This is a genomic window from Pseudomonas fluvialis (assembly GCF_014207935.1).
Classification (GTDB): domain Bacteria; phylum Pseudomonadota; class Gammaproteobacteria; order Pseudomonadales; family Pseudomonadaceae; genus Aquipseudomonas; species Aquipseudomonas fluvialis_A.
In genome coordinates this window covers 316,482-337,872 of the sequence record NZ_JACHLL010000004.1, presented here as the reverse complement: position 1 = coordinate 337,872, position 21,391 = coordinate 316,482, and the positions used below count along the sequence as shown (strand labels likewise).

At 64.4% G+C, this 21,391-nt stretch carries 24 protein-coding genes; 9 read left to right on the top strand and 15 right to left on the bottom strand.

Annotation, left to right across the window (positions count from 1 at the left end):
- Window positions 1-83: 83 nt before the first annotated feature.
- Window positions 84-581: a GNAT family N-acetyltransferase gene (locus tag HNP49_RS13210; protein WP_184683953.1), complete on the bottom strand. Its 498-nt coding sequence runs from the start codon at window positions 579-581 to the stop codon at window positions 84-86.
- Between the two features lie 4 nt (window positions 582-585).
- On the bottom strand, window positions 586-1,440 hold the full coding sequence (locus HNP49_RS13205; protein ID WP_260407167.1) for an HNH endonuclease: 855 nt from the start codon (window positions 1,438-1,440) through the stop codon (window positions 586-588).
- On the opposite strand from HNP49_RS13205, the gene radA reads away from it, so the two are divergent.
- The gene (radA, locus tag HNP49_RS13200) at window positions 1,421-2,788 is read left to right on the top strand and encodes a DNA repair protein RadA (RefSeq protein WP_184683951.1); all 1,368 of its coding nucleotides are present in this window, start codon (window positions 1,421-1,423) and stop codon (window positions 2,786-2,788) included. The two genes, HNP49_RS13205 and radA, sit on opposite strands and share 20 nt — an antisense overlap.
- A gap of 21 nt (window positions 2,789-2,809) precedes the next feature.
- Here radA and HNP49_RS13195 read toward each other — a convergent pair whose 3' ends face one another.
- The 5 genes from HNP49_RS13195 to HNP49_RS13175 form a co-directional block, all read right to left on the bottom strand.
- Window positions 2,810-3,028: a DUF2788 domain-containing protein gene (locus HNP49_RS13195; protein ID WP_374507470.1), complete on the bottom strand. Its 219-nt coding sequence runs from the start codon at window positions 3,026-3,028 to the stop codon at window positions 2,810-2,812.
- Window positions 3,029-3,122: 94 nt separating this feature from the next.
- Window positions 3,123-3,602, bottom strand: coding sequence for an Lrp/AsnC family transcriptional regulator (locus HNP49_RS13190; RefSeq protein WP_184683949.1), 480 nt, complete (start codon window positions 3,600-3,602; stop codon window positions 3,123-3,125).
- Between the two features lie 331 nt (window positions 3,603-3,933).
- Entirely contained in the window at window positions 3,934-4,353 is a 420-nt protein-coding gene (locus tag HNP49_RS13185) for an MAPEG family protein (protein WP_184683947.1), read from the bottom strand.
- Between the two features lie 95 nt (window positions 4,354-4,448).
- Window positions 4,449-5,339, bottom strand: coding sequence for a cation diffusion facilitator family transporter (locus HNP49_RS13180; RefSeq protein WP_184683946.1), 891 nt, complete (start codon window positions 5,337-5,339; stop codon window positions 4,449-4,451).
- Window positions 5,336-5,752, bottom strand: a complete 417-nt coding sequence (locus tag HNP49_RS13175; protein WP_184683944.1) for a polyribonucleotide nucleotidyltransferase — start codon at window positions 5,750-5,752, stop codon at window positions 5,336-5,338. Before HNP49_RS13175 ends, HNP49_RS13180 begins: the two co-directional genes overlap by 4 nt.
- 116 nt (window positions 5,753-5,868) lie before the next feature.
- Between HNP49_RS13175 and hrpB the strand changes: the two genes are divergently transcribed.
- Entirely contained in the window at window positions 5,869-8,385 is a 2,517-nt protein-coding gene (gene hrpB / locus HNP49_RS13170) for an ATP-dependent helicase HrpB (protein WP_184683943.1), read from the top strand.
- Window positions 8,386-8,393: 8 nt separating this feature from the next.
- Here the strand turns inward: hrpB and HNP49_RS13165 are convergent, their stop codons facing one another.
- On the bottom strand, window positions 8,394-8,888 hold the full coding sequence (locus tag HNP49_RS13165; RefSeq protein WP_184683941.1) for a helix-turn-helix domain-containing protein: 495 nt from the start codon (window positions 8,886-8,888) through the stop codon (window positions 8,394-8,396).
- Window positions 8,889-9,038: 150 nt separating this feature from the next.
- Between HNP49_RS13165 and HNP49_RS13160 the strand changes: the two genes are divergently transcribed.
- Both HNP49_RS13160 and HNP49_RS13155 read left to right on the top strand, forming a co-directional pair.
- A complete protein-coding gene (locus HNP49_RS13160; protein ID WP_184683940.1) occupies window positions 9,039-9,377 on the top strand; it encodes a hypothetical protein in 339 nt (112 codons plus the stop codon).
- Between the two features lie 79 nt (window positions 9,378-9,456).
- A complete protein-coding gene (locus tag HNP49_RS13155; protein ID WP_184683938.1) occupies window positions 9,457-9,891 on the top strand; it encodes a cupin domain-containing protein in 435 nt (144 codons plus the stop codon).
- A gap of 7 nt (window positions 9,892-9,898) precedes the next feature.
- Here the strand turns inward: HNP49_RS13155 and HNP49_RS13150 are convergent, their stop codons facing one another.
- A complete protein-coding gene (locus tag HNP49_RS13150; protein ID WP_184683936.1) occupies window positions 9,899-10,618 on the bottom strand; it encodes an ABC transporter substrate-binding protein in 720 nt (239 codons plus the stop codon).
- A 227-nt stretch (window positions 10,619-10,845) separates the two neighbouring features.
- Here HNP49_RS13150 and HNP49_RS13145 point away from each other — a divergent pair, with 227 nt between their 5' ends.
- Together HNP49_RS13145 and HNP49_RS13140 are read left to right on the top strand one after the other, a co-directional pair.
- Entirely contained in the window at window positions 10,846-11,085 is a 240-nt protein-coding gene (locus HNP49_RS13145; RefSeq protein WP_184684128.1) for a CDGSH iron-sulfur domain-containing protein, read from the top strand.
- A gap of 19 nt (window positions 11,086-11,104) precedes the next feature.
- Entirely contained in the window at window positions 11,105-11,944 is an 840-nt protein-coding gene (locus HNP49_RS13140; RefSeq protein ID WP_184683934.1) for an SDR family oxidoreductase, read from the top strand.
- 4 nt (window positions 11,945-11,948) lie between these two features.
- On the opposite strand, the gene HNP49_RS13135 is transcribed toward HNP49_RS13140, so the two are convergent.
- Together HNP49_RS13135 and HNP49_RS13130 are read right to left on the bottom strand one after the other, a co-directional pair.
- Window positions 11,949-12,617: a YciC family protein gene (locus HNP49_RS13135; protein WP_184683932.1), complete on the bottom strand. Its 669-nt coding sequence runs from the start codon at window positions 12,615-12,617 to the stop codon at window positions 11,949-11,951.
- A 28-nt stretch (window positions 12,618-12,645) separates the two neighbouring features.
- The gene (locus tag HNP49_RS13130; RefSeq protein WP_184683930.1) at window positions 12,646-13,176 is read right to left on the bottom strand and encodes a metal-dependent hydrolase; all 531 of its coding nucleotides are present in this window, start codon (window positions 13,174-13,176) and stop codon (window positions 12,646-12,648) included.
- A gap of 98 nt (window positions 13,177-13,274) precedes the next feature.
- Between HNP49_RS13130 and HNP49_RS13125 the strand changes: the two genes are divergently transcribed.
- The 3 genes from HNP49_RS13125 to HNP49_RS13115 all read left to right on the top strand — a co-directional run bounded on the left by HNP49_RS13125 (window position 13,275) and on the right by HNP49_RS13115 (window position 16,153).
- Window positions 13,275-13,754: an NYN domain-containing protein gene (locus HNP49_RS13125; RefSeq protein WP_184683929.1), complete on the top strand. Its 480-nt coding sequence runs from the start codon at window positions 13,275-13,277 to the stop codon at window positions 13,752-13,754.
- Window positions 13,755-13,840: 86 nt separating this feature from the next.
- Window positions 13,841-14,734 (top strand): drug/metabolite exporter YedA, encoded by an 894-nt coding sequence (gene yedA, locus HNP49_RS13120; protein WP_184683927.1) that lies wholly within the window; start codon window positions 13,841-13,843, stop codon window positions 14,732-14,734.
- A gap of 36 nt (window positions 14,735-14,770) precedes the next feature.
- A complete protein-coding gene (locus HNP49_RS13115; protein ID WP_184683925.1) occupies window positions 14,771-16,153 on the top strand; it encodes a DEAD/DEAH box helicase in 1,383 nt (460 codons plus the stop codon).
- 726 nt (window positions 16,154-16,879) lie between these two features.
- On the opposite strand, the gene HNP49_RS13110 is transcribed toward HNP49_RS13115, so the two are convergent.
- From HNP49_RS13110 to HNP49_RS13095, 4 genes are all read right to left on the bottom strand, one after another.
- Window positions 16,880-17,707, bottom strand: coding sequence for an ABC transporter permease (locus HNP49_RS13110; RefSeq protein ID WP_095940322.1), 828 nt, complete (start codon window positions 17,705-17,707; stop codon window positions 16,880-16,882).
- 16 nt (window positions 17,708-17,723) lie between these two features.
- On the bottom strand, window positions 17,724-18,971 hold the full coding sequence (locus HNP49_RS13105; protein ID WP_184683924.1) for an ABC transporter permease: 1,248 nt from the start codon (window positions 18,969-18,971) through the stop codon (window positions 17,724-17,726).
- A 119-nt stretch (window positions 18,972-19,090) separates the two neighbouring features.
- Complete coding sequence (locus HNP49_RS13100; protein ID WP_184683922.1) at window positions 19,091-20,149, bottom strand: ABC transporter substrate-binding protein; 1,059 nt, start codon at window positions 20,147-20,149, stop codon at window positions 19,091-19,093.
- A gap of 62 nt (window positions 20,150-20,211) precedes the next feature.
- A complete protein-coding gene (locus HNP49_RS13095; RefSeq protein ID WP_184683920.1) occupies window positions 20,212-21,321 on the bottom strand; it encodes an ABC transporter ATP-binding protein in 1,110 nt (369 codons plus the stop codon).
- Window positions 21,322-21,391 lie beyond the last annotated feature (70 nt).

The window sequence follows — 21,391 nt, the reverse complement described above, 5'->3', positions numbered from 1 at the left end:
CCCGGCAGCGGGCAGAAGCGGCCACTGCTTTCAAGGGAGGATAGTTCAGCCGGTGCGCCGGGTTGGTGTGCTGGACGAGCGGCTTAGTGCGGGCGCTGGTTGATCAGATAGGTCAGCAGGGCCGGGTCTTCGGCATCCACCAGCTGCTGCAGCGAGCGGAAGGGCAGTTGCTCGAACATGGCCTGCCAGAACGGCACCGCCAGCGGGTCCTGAGGATAGAGGCTGACGATCCAGCTGTGCTGGCTGGCGAGCATCACCTGCTCGACCAGCGCACGGCCGATGCCCTGACGGCGGTACTTCTTGAGGATGAACAGGTCGGCGAACTCCAGGGCATCGACGCCCGGCAGTTCGCTGCGCTCGATCAGCAGGAAACCGGCGATGAAACCGTCGACCAGAATCAGCTGCGCACTCCAGTCTTCGCGCTGCCAGTACAGCGCCAGGTAGGGATCGTGCACATAGAAACGGCCATCGGTCTCGACATCCTCTTCCTCCCAGTTCGACGACTCATAGGCGTAGAACTGGTAGAGATTGCGAATCAGTGGTAACTGCTCGGCGCTGGTCTGGATCAGTTGGATTTGCATAGGGTCAATCCGCGCGGAATACGTGTTGGCGATGAAATGCCAAGTATGGTTCGTGTTGGGGCGCAAGTGATAAGCGCATCGTTGCTGAAATACCCAGCTCTTCGGGATCGGCTAGTTGAGGCGAAATTATGATGTCGCCTTCAGTTGAAAATGTGATGTGGCCAGAGTCGAAGGCTCTATCCAGATTTGGAATCAGCAGTAACCCATTAAAGGGATCAAGGCGTTCATCGTCGTTGCATACGCACCAAGGTTTGATGTGCGAGGCGACTAGGAAACAGGTGTCTTTGAATCCAGTTACGGCACAGCCATTCCAATGAGAAATCAGCTTTTGCCTGAACGCGCCCTGGCCGATTCTTGCTTTTACAAGGGTGCTTATTTCTGTCACGGATTTAGTGCAGTCCCCTAGTATCTCGTCGATGTCCGCTTCCGCATCATTCTCATGCCCCTCCGCCAGGAAGTCAGAAAACTTCTCAAGCGCGGCGTTGTACATATTGTGACCGCGCTCATTTCGTTCGATGTAAATGGGCAGCTCTCGAATACTGGCGGCAATTTTTTTGAAGGCGATATAGCTATTTATCGCGGTCAGTGGGCCGCTTATTAGCCCGTTCTGCGTAGCCCATTCAGACATTACGCCACGTACAGCACCTTCATATTTCTTCACTGTGGACGGGGATAAGCCCCGGTGCTGCATCCAGCCCTCAAAAGTCATCGAATTTGCTCGCTTCGGCACGGCAGCGGGTTGGTGAAATGATTGGTCGGACGCTAATGGCTTTGGCGTTTTTCGTCTATTGAATCGCCCTCCAGTATCATGCCCGCTTTTCCAGCAGGCGGAGACTTCCATGGCCAAGGCCAAACGCATGTATGGCTGCACCGAGTGCGGCGCCACCTTTCCCAAGTGGGCCGGGCAGTGCGGCGAGTGCGGGGCCTGGAATACCCTGACCGAGACAATGATCGAAAGCGGCGGTGCCGGCGCGCCGTCCGGGCGCGGCGGCTGGGCCGGGCAGCAGGCGCAGATCAAGACCCTGGCCGAGGTCAGCGTCGAGGAAGTTCCGCGCTTCTCCACCGTCTCCGGCGAGCTGGACCGGGTGCTCGGCGGCGGCCTGGTGGACGGCTCGGTGGTGCTGATCGGCGGCGACCCCGGCATCGGCAAGTCGACCATCCTGCTGCAGACCCTGTGCAATATCGCCCAGCGCCTGCCGGCGCTGTACGTCACCGGCGAGGAATCCCAGCAGCAGGTGGCCATGCGCGCGCGGCGCCTGGAGCTGCCGCAGGACAGGCTCAAGGTGATGACCGAGACCTGCATCGAATCGATCATCGAGGTGGCGCGCCGCGAGCAGCCCAAGGTGATGGTGATCGACTCGATCCAGACCATCTTCACCGAGCAGCTGCAGTCCGCCCCCGGCGGCGTGGCCCAGGTGCGCGAGAGCGCAGCGCTGCTGGTGCGCTTCGCCAAGCAGAGCGGCACGGCGATCTTCCTGGTCGGCCACGTGACCAAGGAGGGCGCGCTGGCCGGTCCGCGCGTGCTGGAGCATATGGTCGATACGGTTCTCTACTTCGAGGGCGAGTCCGACGGCCGCCTGCGCCTGCTGCGTGCGGTGAAGAACCGCTTCGGTGCGGTCAACGAGCTGGGCGTGTTCGGCATGACCGACAAGGGCCTGAAGGAAGTCACCAACCCTTCGGCGATCTTCCTTACCCGCGCCCAGGAGGCGGTGCCCGGCAGCGTGGTGATGGCCACCTGGGAAGGCACCCGGCCGATGCTGGTAGAGGTGCAGGCGTTGGTCGACACCAGCCATATGGCCAACCCGAAGCGCGTGACCCTGGGCCTGGACCAAAACCGCCTTGCCATGCTGCTGGCCGTGCTGCACAGGCATGGCGGCATCGCGACCTACGATCAGGATGTGTTCCTCAACGTGGTTGGCGGGGTGAAGGTGCTGGAAACGGCGTCGGACCTGGCGCTGATGGCGGCGGTGATTTCCAGCCTGCGCAACAAGCCGCTACCGCATGATCTGCTGGTGTTCGGTGAGATCGGCCTGTCCGGCGAGATTCGCCCGGTGCCGAGCGGTCAGGAGCGCCTTAAGGAGGCGGCCAAGCACGGCTTCAAGCGCGCCATCGTGCCCAAGGGCAACGCGCCCAAGGAGGCACCGGCCGGTTTGCAGGTTATTGCGGTGACGCGCCTGGAGCAGGCGCTGGATGCTCTGTTCGAATAACGCGTTCGAGTAGGCCCGAACTCAGGTCTGGATATGCCGGGCCATTTCGATGAAGTAGCCGATGATCGGCTTGGCGGCGAAGGCGAACAGGCACAGCCCCAGGCCGAGGAACAGGATGGCGGTGCCGAGGCGGCCGGCCTTGGACTTCTTCGCCAGGTCCCAGATGATGAAGGCCATGAACAGCATCAGGCCGCCCACCAGGGTGTACATCATCAGGGCTTCGAACTGTTCGGTTTCCACGTCGACCTCGCCGGGGGATTCGTAACGGCCGGCGATTATACGGGCAGGCGATTGCCTTCGACAGACGACAGAGTGTCGCTCTGTCGGATGCCGCTCAGCTGCGCAGGTGCTCCAGCGGCAGCTCGGTGCTGGCCAGTACCTGATTGAGCACGAAGCTGGAGCGCACGCTGGTCACGCCATCGACGCGGGTCAGGCGGCCGAGGAGGAATTTCTGGTAGTGGTCCATGTCCGGCACCACCACCTTGAGCTGGTAGTCGGCATCCATGCCGGTGACCAGGCAGCACTCCTGCACCTCGGGCCACTGGCGAATGGCCGCCTCGAAGTTCTCGAAGCGCTCGGGGGTGTGCCGGTCCATGCCGATCTGCACGTAGGCGGTGAGGGTCAGGCCGAGCAGCTTGCGATCGAGCAGGGCCACCTGACGGGCGATGTAACCGTCGTCTTCCAGCTGTTTGACCCGCCGTGAGCAGGGTGAGGCGGACAGACCGATGCGTTCGGCCAGCTCCTGGTTGGAGATGCGCGCGTCGCGCTGCAGTTCGGCAAGAATGCGCAGGTCGTAGCGGTCGAGTTTGTTCATGGCTGGCCTGTTTTTATGCTGGATTGCCTAATCATTCTTATTCTTGGTGATTTATTGCGCAAGCGGTGTTCTTGTCGGCAATCTTCGCAAGCATTCTCCCCGCTCGCCTGGGTAACCTTTGTTCCAGATTCAAGGCCCGGACAACACAGTCCAATCGCAGCGGCCAATCAGTTGCTGCGGCGCCGCCGATCCCACCGGGTCGCGCTGGCCACCGGGTCCGCACTGTCCAACCAGACGGGCGATAGGCAAGGGTGTCACAAGCACCTGGGAGGGACACAAAAAAGGAGGCCGGGGGCCTCCTTTTTTGTGCGCGTGTGTTTTACGGCGCCTGTCAGATCAGGCCACCGAGCAACAGCAGCCAGTAGCCCAGGATGGCCAGCTGGATGAAAAAGCCGGCAAAACGCAGCCAGACGAACAGCGGGCCGGTGCTGATCAGGTGCATGACCGACTGGAACAGGCGGGCGCCGAGCAGCAGGCCGGCCAGCGGGTCGGTCAGTGCGGTCTGCCCAGCGGCAATGGCATAGAGCAGCACAGCCGCCTGCAGCGGCAGGTTCTCCAGGCAATTGGCATGCACGCGTACCAGGCGCTGGCCGAAGTCGCTCGGGGTGTTGCTGCCATCCGGGGCGAAGGCATTGACCTTCATCTTGCCGGTCAGAACCATCAGGCCGCGCTGGTTGACCAGCAGAAAGACCAGAACCAGGGCCCAGGCCACCAGGCCGAGCAGGGCGCAGGCAGTTGCCGTCAGCGTCATGTGAAGCTCCTTGTAGTGTCGTTATGGGGAGAGTCGCGGCGCCAGCTTAGCGTTTTTTAGAGTAAAAACTCTAGTTGTTGGCCCCGGTCTTTTGCTCAGTCTGCCTTGGCTTCCACCGGGTCCGGGTGTACCAGCACTTCGGCGCGGGGGAACTCGACGTGAATCGCCGCTTCGGCCGCTTCGCACAGGCGGTGGGCCTCCACCAGCGGCAGGTCGGCCGGCAGTTCCAGGTGCAGCTGCACGTACCAGTGGCTGCCGGAAATGCGCGTGCGCAGGTCGTGGGCGCCAATCACGCCGTCCACCGCGCAGACCAGTTCGTGCATGCGTTCGCTGACTTCCAGCGGCAGTTCCTGGTCCATCAGTACCGCCACCGACTCGCGGGCGATGCCCACGGCGCTCCACAGGATGTAGGCGGCGATGGCCAGGCCGAACAGCGCATCGAGCTGGCTGAAACCGATGCCGGCGAGGATCAGGGCGAGCAGAATGCTGCCGTTGAGCAGCAGGTCGGAGCGGTAGTGCAGGGAGTCGGCGCGGATCGCCGTGGAGCCGGTGACCTGGATCACGTGGCGCTGCAGCACGAGCAGGCCGGCGGTCAGCGCCAGTGACAGCAGCATCACGGCAATGCCCAGCTCGGCGGAGCCGATCGGCTGCGGGTTCTGCAGGCGCTCGACGGCCTGGGCGCCGACCAGCACGGCGCTGACGCCGATGAACATCGCCTGGGCCAGCCCGGCCAGGGCCTCGGCTTTGCCGTGCCCGTAGCGGTGGTCGTCATCGGCCGGCTTCAGCGCATAGTGCACGGCCAGCAGATTGAGGAAGGAAGCGGCACTGTCCAGCAAGGAGTCGGTCAGGCCGGCGAGCAGGCTGACCGAACCGCTCAGCCACCAGGCAATGGCCTTGGCCACCACCAGGGTGATGGCGACCAGCAGCGAGGCACGGGTGGCCAGCTTCAGTAGGCTGGCGTGCTTGTAGGGTGTGCTGGCGCTCATGCCGATGGCGCCAGGCCCAGGCCGGCCAGTTGTTGCGGGTTGCCGCGCTGTTCCAGCAGGCGCGGATCATCCAGCGGCAGGCTGCGGCCCAGCTCCTGTTCCAGTAGAGCCTTGAGCTTGCGGCGATCGACCTGACCGTCGGTGCCCAGCGTCTCCTGCAGCTTTTCCGGAGCGACCGAGTATTTGCCCTCGGGGAAATAGATGGCGCCGGTGGCGAAGTCGATGCCGAAGGCGATCAGGCCGGGGAGGATGTAGAACAGCAGACCGACAGCATTGGCGGCGACGATGGCCGGATCGAGCTTGCCTTCGATCTGGCCGCGGCGTTCCGGGTAGAACAGGGTGCCGCAGGCACTGAGCTGAGCAAGCAGGGTGGTGCCGAGAGCGGCACACAGCAGACGGGTGGAAAAGCGCATGGGAACCTCCTGACGCGATGGCGCGAACTATACCCCAGCTCGCCTGGGGTTGTGCCTGAGACCACCTGTCCCGGCACGGGTTCGCCCTATAATCGCCGGCCTTGTGTGGAGGAACGATGAACCGCCTGCCGATTGATGACGTACTGCCGGCCCTGCGCGCCGCTCTGAACGAACGCGACGAAGCCGTGCTGGAGGCTCCGCCCGGCGCCGGCAAAACCACCCGCGTGCCGCTGGCGCTGCTGGACGAACCGTGGCTGGCCGGACAAAGCATCGTCATGCTGGAGCCGCGCCGCCTGGCTGCGCGCGCCGCCGCCGAACGCCTGGCCAGCGAGCTGGGCGAGAAGGTTGGCGAGACGGTGGGCTACCGCATCCGCCTGGACAGCAAGGTCGGCCCGCGCACGCGCATCGAGGTGGTCACCGAGGGCATCCTCGCCCGCCGCCTGCAGGACGACCCGGCGCTGGAGGGCGTCGGTCTGGTGATTTTCGATGAATTCCACGAGCGCAGCCTGGATGCCGATCTGGCGCTGGCGCTCACCCTCAATGGCCGCGAGCTGCTGCGCGACACGCCGCTCAAGGTGCTGCTGATGTCGGCCACGCTGGAAGGCGAGCGCCTGTCCGCGCTGCTCGGTGAGGCGCCGGTGGTGTCCAGCGAAGGTCGCATGTACCCGGTGGATATGCGCTGGGGCGCGCCCTGGCAGCCCGGCGAATGGATCGAGCCGCGCGTGGTGCAGACGGTGCTGCAGGCGCTGAGCGACGAGCCGGGCAGCCTGCTGGTATTCCTTCCCGGCCAGGCGGAGATCCGCCGGGTGGCCGAGCAACTGGAGAGCAATCTGGCCGGGCGCGCGGACGTGCTGCTTTGCCCGCTGCATGGCGAGCTGGACCTCTCCGCCCAGCGCGCGGCCATCGAACCGGCGCCGGCCGGGCAGCGCAAGGTGGTGCTGGCCACCAATATTGCCGAGACCAGCCTGACCATCGACGGCGTGCGCGTGGTGGTGGATGCGGGTCTGGCGCGGGTGCCGCGTTTCGACCCGGCCAGCGGCATGACCCGTCTGGACACCCAGCGTATCGCCCGGGCATCGGCCACTCAGCGCGCCGGCCGTGCCGGGCGACTGGAACCTGGGGTGTGCTACCGATTGTGGTCGCAGAACCAGCACGATCAGCTGGCCGCTTACGGCGAGGCGGAAATCCTCCAGGCCGACCTCGCCGGGCTGGCGCTGCAGTTGGCGCGCTGGGGTGTCGAACCCTCTGAGCTGGCCTGGCTGGATGTGCCGCCGCCGGCCGCCTTCGCCCAGGCCCGTGACCTGCTGACGCGCCTCGGTGCCCTGGATGAACGCGGTGTACTCATGGCCCACGGCCAGGCCATGGCTGAGTTGCCGGCGCATCCGCGTATCGCCCATCTGCTGCTACGCGGCCAGGCGCTGGAGCTGGGGGCTCTGGCGGCGGACCTGGCGGCGCTGCTGTCCGAGCGCGACATCCTGCGCGGCGCGGGTGCCGACCTGCACAGCCGCATGAGCCTGCTGGCCGGCGAGAGTCGCGCCGCACGCGGTGCGCAAGGTGGCGTGCAGCGCGCGCGGCAGCTGGCCCGGCAATTTCGTTCCTATCTTCGCGGCAAGGCCGATGAGGCCGTGCCCGACCCCGAACACCCGCGTTGGCTCGGCTGCCTGCTGGCTTTCGCCTATCCGGACCGCATCGCCCGCCAGCGTCGCGCCGGCGGTGCCGAATACCGCCTGGCCAATGGCCGCGCGGCGCTGTTTGCCGAGGCCGATGCGCTGATGAAGCACGAATGGCTGGTGATCGCCGACCTGGGCAGCCGTCAGGGCCAGCGTGAGGAGCGCATCTATCTGGCCGCCGATCTGGAGCCGGCACTGTTCGATGCTGAGCTGGCCGAGCAGGTCCGCGAGCTGGACGTGCTCGACTGGGACGAACGCGAGGGCGTGCTGCGCGCCGAGCGCCAGCGCAAGGTCGGCGAGCTGGTGCTCGACAGCAGGGCTTTGCCGCAACTGGACGAGGCTGCACGTGGCCGCGCGCTGCTCGCCTTGGTGCGGCGCAAGGGCCTGGAACTGCTGGCCTGGACGCCCGAACTGCGCCAGTGGCAGGCACGCATCGCGCTGTTGCGACGGCTCGATCTGCAGCACAAGGGCGAGAGCGAGTGGCCAGACCTGTCCGATGCAGCGCTGCGCGATTCGCTGGAAGACTGGCTGCTGCCCTACCTGGGCAAGGTCAGCCGGCTCAGCCACTTTGCCAACCTCGATCTGCCGGCCATGCTCGCGACCTTGCTGCCCTGGCCGCTCCCTCAACGCTTGGACGAGCTGGCGCCGAAGGCCCTGGCCGTGCCGTCCGGCTCGCGCATTGCTATCGATTACAGCGAGCAGCCGCCGGTGCTGGCGGTGCGCCTGCAGGAACTGTTCGGCCTGGCCGAAACGCCGCGCATCGCTGGCGGGCGGCAGAGCGTGCTGCTGCACCTGCTGTCACCAGCACGCCGGCCGGTGCAGGTGACCCAGGACCTGGCCAGCTTCTGGGCCAATACCTATGCCGAGGTGAAGAAGGATCTCAAGGGGCGCTACCCCAAGCACTACTGGCCGGACGACCCGCTGATCGCCGAGCCCACGGCGCGGGCCAAACCGCGCAAGTAGCGTCGGTCTCAGTCCACCGCATGCAGGCACTGGATCTGGCGGATCCGCTCGCGGGTTTCCTCGTTGGCGCCGGGGCCCGCGCTCAGGCCGATGTCGGCCAGTTCCAGCGGGTTGCCCTGTTCATCCTGAAAGCGCAGCGGAGCTAGCGGTGCGCGGGTGTGCCGATTGACCAGCACCACGGGCGGACCTTCGGCCTGCGGGTACCAGCGGTCGCCCCATTGCAGCAGGCTGACGATGATGGCCTGAACCTCACGGCCCTTGGTCGTGAGTTGGTAATCCACGCTGCTGCCCTGGCTGCGTTTCTCCAGGATGTCGTGCTCCATCAGCAGCTTCAGGCGCTTGGACAGGATGCTCTTGGACATGCCGAGGTGGCGCTGGAAATCATCGAACTTGCGGGTGCCCCACAGCGCCTCGCGGATGATCAGCACGTTCCACCAGTCGCCCAGCACGTCCAGAGCGCGGGCTATCGAGCAATTGCGGTCTTCGAAACTCACTCTTTCCATGGGGCGGTCCTGAGGGCAGTCAATCTGGTCGGCAAGGCCTGAAAAGGCCTTGACAGGTTCTATAATGAAACCTATTGTCGATCTCAGGTTCCATTATGAAACCATGATGGGATCAAGAGCCGAGAACGTCAAACCCCAGGAGCGACCGACATGCGCCCATTATTACCCGTGAGTCTGGCGGCCGTTATCGCCGCCAGTGTCGTGTTTCCCGCCCAGGCCGCGCAGCCGCAGTGCCTGACCAGCGAGATCGAGTCCGAACTGATCGACAGCCGCCTGGCGCTCGGAGCCGGCCAATGCCACCTCGAGGCCATGGCGGCCAATCCGTCCCAGGCACTGGCGCATGCCCAGTATGCCTATAGCTGGTTTGTCCAGGCCGAGCAGCGTCAGGCCGGCAGCGCTGTTGACCAGCTCACGCTCGCCCGGCAGCGCCTGGAGGCGCTTGAGCGTCAGGGTCGTGTGCCTGCACTGACCGCCCAGAACGGGCATTGACCACCACGGTGCCGGTGGCTCTGGCGCAGGCCAGGTCGCCGGCAGTCTGGCCGCTACTAACGTTGAAAAAGGAAAAACCATGAGTCGCGAACACAATATGTCCTGTGTCGAGGTTGGTGAGCCGCAGCAGTGGATGAACTATCAATTTGCCCACCCTTTGTTACCGAGACCGGCTAAGGGCAAGCACTTTCTCAAGGACGAGCTGGGGTTGAGTGGGATGGAAATCTCCATCAATGCCCTGCCGGCAGGCATCGCGGTGCCGTTCTGGCACAGCCACCGACTCAACGAGGAGGTGTATGTCTTCGTCAGCGGCGAGGGCGAATTCTGCGTGGATGAGCGCATTGTCCCTGTGGGGCCGGGTTCAGTGGTGCGGGTTGCGCCCGAGGGCCGGCGCTGCTGGCGCAACACCGGCAAAGAGCCGCTGAACTATCTGGTGATCCAAGCCCGGGCCGGCAGCATGGACGGGGCGACCATCGAGGACGGCGTGCCCACGCCGGGTAATCCCTGGATGTGACGGGTGTTCAGAGGCTGAGGTCTTCGCCGGCGTCGCGCAGGGTTTCGTAGGCGCGGTCGAGGTCGTCGCGCAGTTGCTGGCTGTTGGGCGCTGCCTTGGAAATGATCAGTTTGATCGGCAGGCGATGCAGGGTGATGTACGGCAGTGGCGCCAGATTGCGGGCCTGCAGTTCACGCTCCACCGGGCTTTGGTAGTCGATGAAGAAGTCGCCGCGGCGTAGTTCCAGCATGGCCAGGGCAGAGGCATGACTGCTGGTCTGGGTCGACTTGATGCCCAGCTGCGGGTCTTTCAGCCAGTCGGATACCGGCGGGCGGTAGGTGTAGCCGGTGAGCAGGATAACCCGCTTGTCGCGCAGTCCCTCAGGCAGCGCAGGTGTCGGCGTGTCGCTGCGGTGGTACAGGTTGAGGTTGACCTCGGCGACCTGATAGCGGCTTTCCAGGGTCAGCCCCTTGAGCTGTGGCACGCCCGGAGCCCCCGGCCACAGATGGATACTGCCATCGGCCAGACCACCGTACAGGCGGGCGCTCGGGGCGGAGCGAAAGTCGGCGGGGTAGCCGGCCTGCCTGAGCAGGCGCCGGGTCAGCCGGATGATGCTGCCGTCCGGCAGACCCTCGGCATTGGTGAAGCTGTAAGGAGGAAACTCCAGGTAGCGCACTGTCACGGTTTCACGTTGCGGCACCCCGGCCATGCTCAGTGCGCTGACCAGCAGCAGGCAGAGGGCGGCCATGCTCGGCAGTCGCCAGGACTGAAGCGCGCGGAGCTGCTCGGCATGGGCAGGTGCAAGGTGTGGCGGCATGGTTTCCCGGCGGCTGGTGGCCGTCTTGTTCTCGGGCTGTTTTTCAGGTGCTTGTTTCGAGCATGGGCAATGCTCCCGCTGCTGTCCAGTCGCGAGCCTGAACTATGCTTGAGCGATGCCCGGCGCCTGCGCGTCGGCAGTCAGTCGAGGGCAATGCGATGGACGAGCCGGTGATTGCACAAAAAGCACCCTATGCCGTGGCGGTTGAAGCCGGGCAGGATTATTTCTGGTGCCGCTGCGGACGCAGTGCCAAACAGCCGTTCTGCGATGGCGCGCACAAGGGCAGTGGGCTGACACCGCTGAAGTTTCATGCCGAGGAGAGCAAAACCCTGTATCTCTGTGGCTGCAAGCACAGCCAGACGCCGCCACTGTGCGATGGCAGCCACAAGCAGTTGTGAGTTGAACCCGGGGGAAGTCATGCCGCACAAGGTTTTTCACAGCAAGGTATTCGAGCGCAAGGTGGTGCTGGTCACCGGCGGTTGCGCGGGCATCGGTCGTGCCCTGGTGATGCGTTTTGCCCAGGCCGGGGCGCGCCTGGTGATTCTCGACCTGCAGCAGAGCGAGCTTGATTTCCTGGTGCAGCACCTGCGCGATCAGTTCAATGCCGAGGCCCTGGGGCTAGCCTGCGACGTGGCCGATGCGGCGGCGGTCAATCAGGCTGTGGCGCTGGCCAGCGAACGTTTCGGCGGCATCGACGTGCTGATCAACAATGCCGGCATCACCCACCGCAGCACCTTTTCCGAGACCGACCTGGCGGTGTTCCAGCGGGTCATGGCGGTCAACTATTTCGGCGCCCTGCATTGCACACTGGCGGCCTTCGACAGCCTGGTCAACCGCCATGGTCAGGTGATCGTGCTCAGCTCGCTGTCGGGCTTCGCTCCGCTGCTCTATCGCAGCGCCTACAACGCCAGCAAGCATGCGCTGCATGGGCTGTTCGAGACGCTACGTTACGAACTCAAGGGCTCGGGGGTGAATGTGATGCTGGTGTGTCCCGGTTTCACCGCCACCGACCTGCGCAAGAATGCCCTGGTCGGCGATGCGGCGGCCGCGCGGCCACCGCTGGCCATGGGCCGGGTTGCCTCGGCCCAGGATGTGGCCGAGGAAATCTACCAGGCGGCGATCAAGCGCAAACGCCTGCTGGTGCTGTCCAACGTCAACTGGCGGGCCCGCCTGCTGGCGCGTTATTTCCCGCGCCTGTTCGAGCGGGCGTTACTGCCGCGGATGTCCGGGCTAAAGCCTGAGCGTAACCGGTCCTGACGCCTCAGTGGTCGCGCGGCTCCAGTTGCGGCCGCTGTTCCAGCAGCATGAAGTAGCGAAACACCACCACGCTGACGAACAGTTGCAAGAGGCCGCTCAGACCGCCGCTGAGTAGGTCTGCAACCGGCTCGGCGCTGAGCCGGTCGGCCAGCCAGGCATCCAGCAGCCACAGCGGAATCAGAACACTGAAAATGCAGCCGGCCAGCGGCAGGAACTGCCCTCGTACCAGGCGAATGCTGCCACGCATGGCCTCCAGTGGCGACTGGCCGCGCAGTACCAACAGGTATTCGGCAAAGGCCAGCAGAACGATGAGGATCATCCCCGGCAGCAGCATCAGGCTCAGGCCCAGCATGACCAGCACGGACGTCAGTGCGGTGAGCAGGGCGAAACCCGGCCACAGCTGCAGGGCTCGCCCGAACAGTTCCGCGGCACTGGCATCGCGGCCCTGACTGCGGGCATCGAGAAAGAGGATCAGCATGCCGGTGTACAACGGGTAGAACAGCACGCCGAACAGCAGTTGCAGGGCGCCTTCCGGCCAGTGGCCGAACTGCTCGCGCAGTGCCAGCTCGCTGAGGCGTTCGAGCAACAGCAATGGCAGGCAGAGCAGGGCGATACGCAGAAAATTGTGGCTGTAGAAATAGGCGGCTTCGCGCAGCACTCGCAGGGCATTCATGGGCAGGCCAGCAGCAATGGACGTGCCGTCACTCTAGCGGATCGCGCCGGTCGGCTCCATGCACTGGCAAGGGCGCGCGGTGACAATAGGCATAAATGCTCAGAAACCAGAGGAACAACTCAACAGCAAATGACCAGTGAAGGATGAAGTTAAGCCACCAGGGACTGAATCGAGCAGGCACGCTGAACAGCGCAAATGGCTTGTCATTCCAAGGTGCTAGCCACCAGATATCACCCACCAGAGTGTCGAGAACAAGGTGACAACAGCCGTTCAGGCTGAACAGCAGTGCCAGTCGCGGCAATTTCTCACCGCACCATGCCATGCAGGCAATGACGGCTAGACCCAACAGGGAGAACCACAGCAATGGCCAGTGACTCCAGTAACTGTGGTGGTGATGCTGACGCTGGTCGATGAGATAGAAGTACAACATGTCCAGATCTGGTGCGACTGCTCCCAGCAATGCTGCCATCAGCCAGAGCGTTTGAGACATCTGTGTGGGTTTCCAGCGAAGCAGGCTTCGGCCAAGCAGGTAGCCAGCAGGCAGATGCGCGATGAACATGGCCAGTCCTTTGCCGAGATAGGCGTCAAACGATACAGAATGTAGCCATCGGCGCATAATCGCCGCCTCCCTGACGCGATCCGGACATCAAACACCCCGTGAAAACCATTGCCCTGTTCGCCGATGTGCAGAACCTCTACTACACCGTGCGCCAGGCCCATGGTTGCCACTTCAACTACAACGCCCTGTGGCAGGAGGTGGCGGCGCGCGGGCAGATTGTCGAGGCCTATGCCTATGCCATCGACCGTGGCGATGCCAAGCAACAGGGCTTTCAGCAGATCCTGCGCAACCTCGGTTTCACCGTGAAGCTCAAGCCCTATATCCAGCGCAGCGACGGTTCGGCCAAGGGTGACTGGGATGTCGGCATTACCCTGGATGTGATCGAAGCGGCGGCACGGGTCGACGAGATTGTCCTGGCCTCTGGCGATGGTGATTTCGATCAGTTGCTGGAGCGGGCCAGGCTGCGCTTCGGCACCCGCTCACTGGTCTATGGCGTCCCCGGCCTGACCGCCCAGGCACTGCTGCGCGCGGCCGATGACTACCGGCCGATTGAAGGCACGCTGCTGCTGCGTCATTGAGCGGTACAGTTTTTCCTGACGACTGTAACTGTTCAGCCTGTGCCAGTGACTCGCACACTGGCTCGCCGCACGTCGAGAGTTGCGTCATGCCTGCCTCCCGTTTCCCCTGGTTACTGATCGGTGCCTTTGCCGCCCTGTATCTGATCTGGGGCTCGACCTACCTGGTGATCCGCATCGGCGTCGAATCCTGGCCGCCGCTGCTGATGGCCGGTTTGCGCTTCATCATTCCTGCACTGCTGTTGCTGCCGTTGCTGCGGCTGCGTGGTGCGCCCTGGCCGACCCGCCGGCAGTGGCTGTACACCGGCGTGCTGGGCGTGTTGCTTTTGAGCATCGGCAATGGCGCGGTGACCATGGCCGAAGACCTGGGCGTGGCCTCCGGGGTGGCGGCGCTGGCGATTGCCACGGTACCGCTGTTCACCCTGCTGTTTGGCCTGTTGTGGGGGCAGCGTCCGCGTGCGCTGGAGTGGACCGGGATTGCCCTCGGTCTGCTCGGCATCGCCCTGCTCAATCTCGGTGACAACCTGAAGGCCAGCCCGCTGGGCGCCGCGCTGCTGCTGTCGGCCGCTGCCAGCTGGGCGTTCGGTTCGATGTGGAGCAAGCAGCTCGACCTGCCACAGGGCTTCATGCTGGTGGCCTGCCAGATGCTCGGCGGCGGCGTGGTGCTGCTGGCCGCCAGTGCGCTGACCGGCGAGCGTCTGGAGCAGGCGCCGAGTCTGGCTGGCTGGGGGGCGTTGCTGTACCTGATCGTGTTCGGCTCGCTGATCGCCTTCAGCGCCTACCTCTATCTGCTCAAGACCGTGCGCCCGGCGGCGGCCACCAGCTATGCCTACGTCAACCCGGTGGTGGCGGTGCTGCTGGGCATCGTTTTTGCCGGCGAACAGATCAACACGGCCGAATGGCTGGCGATGGCAGTGATTCTCGCCGCCGTGCTGCTCATCGGTCTGCCGCAGTGGCGGGCGCAAAGTCGGGCGGCAGAGTAAACTAGCGGGTCTTTGAGCCTGACCCGGTATTGCCCCATGTCCTTTGCTGCCCTTGGCCTGATCGAGCCGCTGCTCGTCACCCTCAACGCCCTTGATTACCAGACGCCGACGCCGGTGCAGAAAGAGGCGATACCGGCGGTGCTCAAGGGCCGAGACCTGCTCGCCGCGGCACAGACCGGCACCGGCAAGACCGCCGGTTTTGCCCTGCCGCTGCTGCAGCGCCTGACTCAGCAGGGGCCGCAGGTGGCGAGCAACTCGGTACGGGCGCTGGTGCTGGTGCCGACCCGCGAGCTGGCCGAGCAGGTGCAGCAGAGTCTGCTGGCCTACGGGCAGAACCTGCCGCTGCGCTGCTACGCGGTGTACGGCGGGGTGAGCATCAACCCGCAGATGATGAAGCTGCGCAAGGGCATCGACATCCTGGTGGCCACGCCCGGTCGTCTGCTGGACCTGTACCGGCAGAACGCCGTGCGCTTCGAGCAGCTGCAGGCGCTGGTGCTGGATGAGGCCGACCGCATGCTCGACCTGGGCTTTGCCCGCGAGCTTGACGAGCTGTTCTGCGCCCTGCCGAAAAAACGCCAGACCCTGCTGTTTTCCGCCACCTTCTCCGACGCCATCCGCGCCATGGCCAAGGAGCTGCTGCGCAACCCGCTGTCGATCGAGGTCAGCCCGCGCAATGCCGCGGCCAAGAGCGTCAAGCAGTGGCTGATTCCGGTGGACAAGAAGCGCAAGGCCGAGCTGTTCCTGCACCTGCTGGCACAGCAGCGCTGGGGGCAGGTGCTGGTGTTTGCCAAGACGCGCAAGGGAGTGGATGCGCTGGTCGAGGAGCTGTTGGCCGAGGGCGTCAGCGCCGATGCGATCCACGGCGACAAGCCGCAACCCAGCCGCCTGCGCGCGCTGGAGCGCTTCAAGGCCGGTGAGGTGCAGATTCTGGTGGCCACCGATGTCGCCGCCCGTGGTCTGGATATTCACGACCTGCCACAGGTGGTCAATTTCGACCTGCCCATCGTGGCCGAGGATTATGTGCACCGCATCGGTCGTACCGGGCGGGCGGGCGCGACCGGCGAGGCGATCTCGCTGGTGTGTGCCGACGAGGTGGACCAGCTCGCCGCCATCGAGACCCTGATCGGTCAGGTGCTGCAGCGCCGCGACGAGCCGGATTTCATTCCCGATCACCGTGTACCGCTGACGGCTCCCGGTGGCGCCATTCTGAAAAAGCCGAAGAAGCCCAAGCAGAAACTGGTGCCCGGCAGCGGCGCATCGGCCGGCGGCAAGGGCAATATTCACCTGGGGCGCTGGTTTGAGGGCGATGACAACAAGCCCAAGGTCAAGGCGGTGCGCCAGGTGCCCAAGCTGGGCGGTGGTGGGGCCAAGGCGGGTGGCAAGCTCGGTGGTAAACCGGCGGGGAAAAAGCCCCGCTGAGCCTCAATGCTGCATCAGTGTTTTGTGAAACCCCGCATTTGCACTGAAGGTGCTGTTTCACGCTGTGCTCTGGCTATTTAGTGCGAGTGCTTGAATGTTTGGTTTCGCCCAGCCGGGCGACTCACTTTTCTTTGTTTGCGCAAAGAAAAGTAAGCAAAAGAAAGCGCCCCCCGACATCCGGGTCTGGCCTGTGGCCAGACTTCCCTCCCTCCGGCGCCGCTTCGGGGACCGGCATACACGGGACGTCCTTGTCCCGTTATGCCTCGCGCGGCCATCCCGGCCGCTCGTCCCCCTGCGCGACACCTCCAGTCGGCCTCCTGACGGGGACTCGGCTCCGAGTGGCCTGAAGGTTTGAATCCAAACGCTTGGGCTCTTTGGCTCTCTGTGCACTGCCTTGCAGGCAACACCTCACGCCCCTTTCAGGAGGGCGAATGGAATCGTTGCGCAGAGGGGCGAGCCGCAGGGATGCGGCGAGAGGCTTAAAGGGCCACGACGGCCTTGTAAGCCGGCCCTCGGAGCAGCGATGGAGTGAGCGGACCCTGCGCGAAGCGCTGGGCCGGATGACGGGGCTAGACCTTTTGGTTTCTTTTGGGACAATGCCAAAAGAAACTCGCCCAGCAGGGCGAAACCTGATTATCCGGCCACTCCGGCAATGGGCTTAGCGCATCGGGTGGGGAAACAAAACGGGCGCCTCAAGGCGCCCGTTTTCATATGCAGCATCGATCTTCAGCCCGGCTGCTGAGTCCGCAGCTTCTCGCTGCGCCCGCGCAGCCACTCCAGCGTCAGCAGCATGACGATGGAGAAACCGATCAGCAGCGTCGCCGCCGCCGCGATGGTTGGTGACAGGTTCTCGCGGATACCGCTGAACATCTGCCGCGGCAGGGTGGCCTGCTCGGGGCCGGCGAGGAACAGGGTCACCACCACTTCGTCGAACGAGGTGGCAAAGGCGAACAGCGCGCCGGAAATCACCCCGGGGGCGATCAGCGGCAGGGTCACCTTGCGGAATGCCAGCAGCGGTGACGCACCCATGCTGGCGGCGGCGCGCACCAGGTTGTAGTTGAAGCCCTGCAGGGTGGCCGACACGGTGATGATCACGAAGGGCACGCCCAGCACGGCGTGCACCAGGATCAGCGAGATGTAGCTGTTGCCCAGCCCCAGCGGCGCAAAGAACAGGTAGCTGGCGACACCGACGATGACCACCGGGGCGACCATCGGCGAGATCAGCAGACTCATCACCAGCGCCTTGCCGCGAAATTCGCCGCGGGTCAGGCCGATGGCCGCCAGGGTGCCGAAGACCATGGCCAGCAGGGTCGCCGCCGGGGCGACGATCATGCTGTTGGTCAGCGAGCGCATCCACTCGGCCGAGGTGAAGAAATCGGCGTACCAGCGCATGGACAGGCCCTGCAGCGGGTAGACCAGGAAGCTGCCGGAGTTGAACGACAGCGGCACGATCACCAGGATTGGCAGGACCAGGAACAGCAGGACCAGGGCGCAGAGGCTACGGTGGGTCCAGAACCAGAGTTTCTCGATCGGGGATTTGTACGGACTGAGCATGTCGATGTTCTCCTGATCAACCCAGACGCAGACGGCTGGCGCCGACCAGCCAGCTGTACACCACGTACAGCAGCATGGTGGCGAGCAGCAGCAGGCCGCCGAGGGCGGTGGCCATGCCCCAGTTGATGGTGCTGTTGGTGTAGAAGGCGACGAAGTAGCTGATCATCTGATCGTTCGGGCTGCCCAGCAGGGCCGGGGTGATGTAGTAGCCGATCGACAGGATGAACACCAGCAGGCAGCCAGCGCCGACACCGGCCACGGTCTGCGGGAAGTACACGCGCCAGAAGCTGGCGAACGGGTGGCAGCCGAGAGAAATGGCGGCGCGCATGTAGGTCGGCGATATGCCCTTCATCACGCTGTAGATCGGCAGGATCATGAACGGCAGCATGATGTGCACCATGGAGATGTACACACCGGTGCGGTTGAACACCAGCTGCAGCGGCTGGTCGATGATGCCCAGCGCCATCAGCGTGCTGTTGATCAGACCGCCGGACTGCAGCAGCACGATCCACGCCGCCACCCGCACCAGAATCGAGGTCCAGAACGGCAGCAGCACCAGAATCATCAGCAGGTTGCTGGTGCGGGTCGGCAGGTTGGCCAGCAGGTAAGCCAGCGGGTAGGCCAGCACCAGGCAGAGCAGGGTGATCACCAGCCCCATCCAGAAAGTGCGGGCGAAGATATCCAGGTAGATCGACTGATCCGGAGTGGCGGCCGCCAGCTCGCCGAGATCGTCGATGCGGTGGTCGAGTGCCGCCAGCAGGTAGTAGCCGGTGAAGGCGCTGCTGTTGCGGCGGATCACCTGCCAGTAGGCGGGGTCACCCCAGCGCTCGTCGAGGTTCTCGAGGGCATCCTTGTAGGAAGCCGGTTCCTGCTTGAACGGCAGGGCGCGTCCGGTCTTGGCCATCAGGCTGCGGTAGCCGGCCAGTTCCATGTTCATGCGCTTGGACAGGTCGCCGATGGTCTGTTGCTTGCGCGCTTCGGCCAGGTCCACGGCCAGTGCCTGATACACCGGTTCGGCGGGCAGGCCGCGGCCGTCCCAGCTGGCGATGGCTGTAACTGTGCGCGGCAGGCTGCGTACCACTTCCGGGTTTTCCACGCTCTTGTACAGCAGCAGGGCGATCGGCAGGACGAAGACGACAAAGAGGAACAGCAGCAGCGGCAGGATCAGGCCCTGGGCCTTGAGCCGGTTGATGCGTTCGGCACGCGCCAGCTTCTGCTTGAGCGTCAGTCCGGCGAATTCAGTGAGGGAAACGGTAGTGGCCATCGCGGGCTCCAGAGACACCGGGATAAAACACCCTCGCCCAAGGCAGGCGAGGGATGAGAGGGGCACGGGCCGCCCCTCTCGCAAACCTCTCCGTCAGGAGAGGGCACCACTGTTGAAACTTACTTGGCCGCCCAGGCGTTGAAGCGCTGTTCCAGCTGCTCGCCGTAGTCGGCCCAGAAGGTCACGTCCATGGCCACCTGATTGGCAATGTTGGCCTTGGTGGTCGGCATGTCCTTGCCCAGCGCCGGGTCCAGCAGCATCACTGCCTTCTTGTTGGCCGGGCCGTAGGCGATGTTGGACGAGTAGACCTTCTGCTGCTGCGGCTGCAGGGTGAAGGCGATGAACTCCTTGGCGGCGTCGGCATCCTTGGCACCCTTCGGGATGGCCCAGGAGTCGAAGTCGTAGATGCCGCCGTTCCACACGATCTGCAGGTTGCTTTCCTTCTGCACTGCGGCGATGCGGCCGTTGTAGGCCGAGCTCATGACCACGTCACCGGAGGCGAGGAACTGCGGCGGTTGGGCACCGGCTTCCCACCACTGGATGTGCGGCTTGATCTCGTCGAGCTTCTTGAAGGCGCGGTCCTGGCCTTCCTTGGTGGCGAGCACGGTGTACACCTCTTTCGGTGCCACGCCGTCCGCCATCAGGGCGAATTCCAGGGTGTACTTGGCGCCCTTGCGCAAGCCGCGCTTGCCCGGGAACTTGTTCACGTCCCAGAAATCGTTCCAGCCCTGCGGGGCGGTTTTCAGCTTGTCGGCGTTGTAGGCCATGACCGTGGAGTAAACGAAGAAGCCGATGCCGCACGGCTGGATGGTGCCTTCCACGTAGTCCTTGGGATTGCCGAGAATGGCCGGGTCGATTTCCTCGAACATGCCTTCGTCGCAACCACGGGCCAGCTCCGGCGACTCCACTTCGACCAGATGCCAGGACACGCTGTTGGTGTCGACCATGGCTTTGACCTTGGCCATTTCGCCGTTGTACTCACCGGCGATGATCTTGCCTTTGCCGGTGGCTTCCCACGGCTGGTAGAAGCCCTTGGTCTGGGCGTCCTTGTTGGCGCCACCGAAGGAAATCACGGTGAGGTCGGCGGCCATGGCCGAGGATGCGGCGGCGAGGCCCAGGGCCAGGCCGGCGAGACGGAAGGTGCTACTGGTCAACTTGCTGCGGGTTGCGGTGCTCATTGTTGTTGTCTCCACGGTGCAGGGTATGGGGTTTTGCTGTTGTGGGGTGTGGCGCGGCGCACTCATTCCGCCAGCAGCGGATCGAGGGCGCGGACGTGCTCGACATGCCAGCCCAGCGGCACGACATCGCCCACGCCCAGGGCGGGGTCGAGTTCGGCGATGGGCTGTTTGACGAAGAAGTTCGGGTTGCCGCAGACCTCCATGCGGATGCGCACGTGGTCGCCCAGGTAGATGAACTCGGCGACCCGGCCGCTGAAGCGGTTGGCGCAGTTCTCGCTGGCGGCATTCAGGCGCACGCGCTCGGGGCGGATCGACAGGCTGACCGGCTCGCCGCTGGCGCCGACCTTGACCGCCAGGGCCTGGACGTTTTCGCCGCGGGCCAGCTTGACGCTGCAGCGCTCGCCGTCGCGGCTGACCAGGGTGCCCGGCAGGCGGTTGTTCTCGCCGATGAAGTGGGCGACGAAGGTGTTGCTCGGCGCCTCGTAGAGATCGCGCGGCGGAGCGATCTGCTGGATCTCGCCCTGATGGAATACGGCCACGCGGTCGGACATGGTCAGGGCTTCGCCCTGGTCGTGGGTCACATAGACCACGGTGACGCCCAGGCGCTCGTGGATGTGCTTGATCTCCATCTGCATGTGCTCGCGCAGCTGCTTGTCCAGCGCGCCGAGCGGTTCGTCCATGAGCACCAGCTGCGGCTCGAACACCAGTGCGCGGGCCAGCGCCACGCGCTGCTGCTGACCACCGGAGAGCTGGCCGGGGTAGCGGTGGCGGAACTTGTCCAGCTGGACCATGGCCAGCGAGCGTTTGACCCGCTCGTGGATGTCGGTCTTGTTCATGCCGCGCACGCTGAGCGGGAAGGCCATGTTCTCGGCCACCGTCATGTGCGGGAACAGCGCGTAGTTCTGGAACACCATGCCGATGTTGCGCTTGTGCGGCGGCACGTTGTTGATGGCCTTGCCGTCGAGGAGGATTTCCCCGGCGGTGGGGGTTTCGAAACCGGCCAGCATCATCAGGCTGGTGGTCTTGCCGGAACCGGACGGGCCGAGCAGGGTGAGGAACTCGCCCTTGCGGATATCCAGGTTGAGATCTTTGACGATCAGCGCTTCGCCGTCGTAGCTCTTCTGCACGCCGCGGAAACTGACCAGGATGTCGTTTGCCTGAGAATCGCTCATCACCGCACCTTTTGTTTTTGTCTTGCCGATGAGCAAAGACTAGGTGCGCGGGACCGTCCAACAAATCGGG

Coding starts and splice junctions, on each gene's coding strand:
- HNP49_RS13180 (WP_184683946.1), bottom strand. CDS start 5,339: ATGAGCGCCAGCACACCCTACAAGCACGCCAGCCTACTGAAGCTGGCC.
- HNP49_RS13150 (WP_184683936.1), bottom strand. CDS start 10,618: ATGGCCGCCCTCTGCCTGCTGCTGGTCAGCGCACTGAGCATGGCCGGG.
- HNP49_RS13110 (WP_095940322.1), bottom strand. CDS start 17,707: ATGCTCAGTCCGTACAAATCCCCGATCGAGAAACTCTGGTTCTGGACC.
- HNP49_RS13095 (WP_184683920.1), bottom strand. CDS start 21,321: ATGAGCGATTCTCAGGCAAACGACATCCTGGTCAGTTTCCGCGGCGTG.
- yedA (WP_184683927.1), top strand. CDS start 13,841: ATGCCTGCCTCCCGTTTCCCCTGGTTACTGATCGGTGCCTTTGCCGCC.
- HNP49_RS13140 (WP_184683934.1), top strand. CDS start 11,105: ATGCCGCACAAGGTTTTTCACAGCAAGGTATTCGAGCGCAAGGTGGTG.
- HNP49_RS13175 (WP_184683944.1), bottom strand. CDS start 5,752: ATGCGCTTTTCCACCCGTCTGCTGTGTGCCGCTCTCGGCACCACCCTG.
- HNP49_RS13205 (WP_260407167.1), bottom strand. CDS start 1,440: ATGCGTTTGGCCTTGGCCATGGAAGTCTCCGCCTGCTGGAAAAGCGGG.
- HNP49_RS13165 (WP_184683941.1), bottom strand. CDS start 8,888: ATGGAAAGAGTGAGTTTCGAAGACCGCAATTGCTCGATAGCCCGCGCT.
- radA (WP_184683951.1), top strand. CDS start 1,421: ATGGCCAAGGCCAAACGCATGTATGGCTGCACCGAGTGCGGCGCCACC.
- HNP49_RS13185 (WP_184683947.1), bottom strand. CDS start 4,353: ATGACGCTGACGGCAACTGCCTGCGCCCTGCTCGGCCTGGTGGCCTGG.
- HNP49_RS13210 (WP_184683953.1), bottom strand. CDS start 581: ATGCAAATCCAACTGATCCAGACCAGCGCCGAGCAGTTACCACTGATT.
- HNP49_RS13190 (WP_184683949.1), bottom strand. CDS start 3,602: ATGAACAAACTCGACCGCTACGACCTGCGCATTCTTGCCGAACTGCAG.
- HNP49_RS13145 (WP_184684128.1), top strand. CDS start 10,846: ATGGACGAGCCGGTGATTGCACAAAAAGCACCCTATGCCGTGGCGGTT.
- HNP49_RS13135 (WP_184683932.1), bottom strand. CDS start 12,617: ATGAATGCCCTGCGAGTGCTGCGCGAAGCCGCCTATTTCTACAGCCAC.
- HNP49_RS13100 (WP_184683922.1), bottom strand. CDS start 20,149: ATGAGCACCGCAACCCGCAGCAAGTTGACCAGTAGCACCTTCCGTCTC.
- HNP49_RS13160 (WP_184683940.1), top strand. CDS start 9,039: ATGCGCCCATTATTACCCGTGAGTCTGGCGGCCGTTATCGCCGCCAGT.
- hrpB (WP_184683943.1), top strand. CDS start 5,869: ATGAACCGCCTGCCGATTGATGACGTACTGCCGGCCCTGCGCGCCGCT.
- HNP49_RS13105 (WP_184683924.1), bottom strand. CDS start 18,971: ATGGCCACTACCGTTTCCCTCACTGAATTCGCCGGACTGACGCTCAAG.
- HNP49_RS13115 (WP_184683925.1), top strand. CDS start 14,771: ATGTCCTTTGCTGCCCTTGGCCTGATCGAGCCGCTGCTCGTCACCCTC.
- HNP49_RS13155 (WP_184683938.1), top strand. CDS start 9,457: ATGAGTCGCGAACACAATATGTCCTGTGTCGAGGTTGGTGAGCCGCAG.
- HNP49_RS13130 (WP_184683930.1), bottom strand. CDS start 13,176: ATGTTCATCGCGCATCTGCCTGCTGGCTACCTGCTTGGCCGAAGCCTG.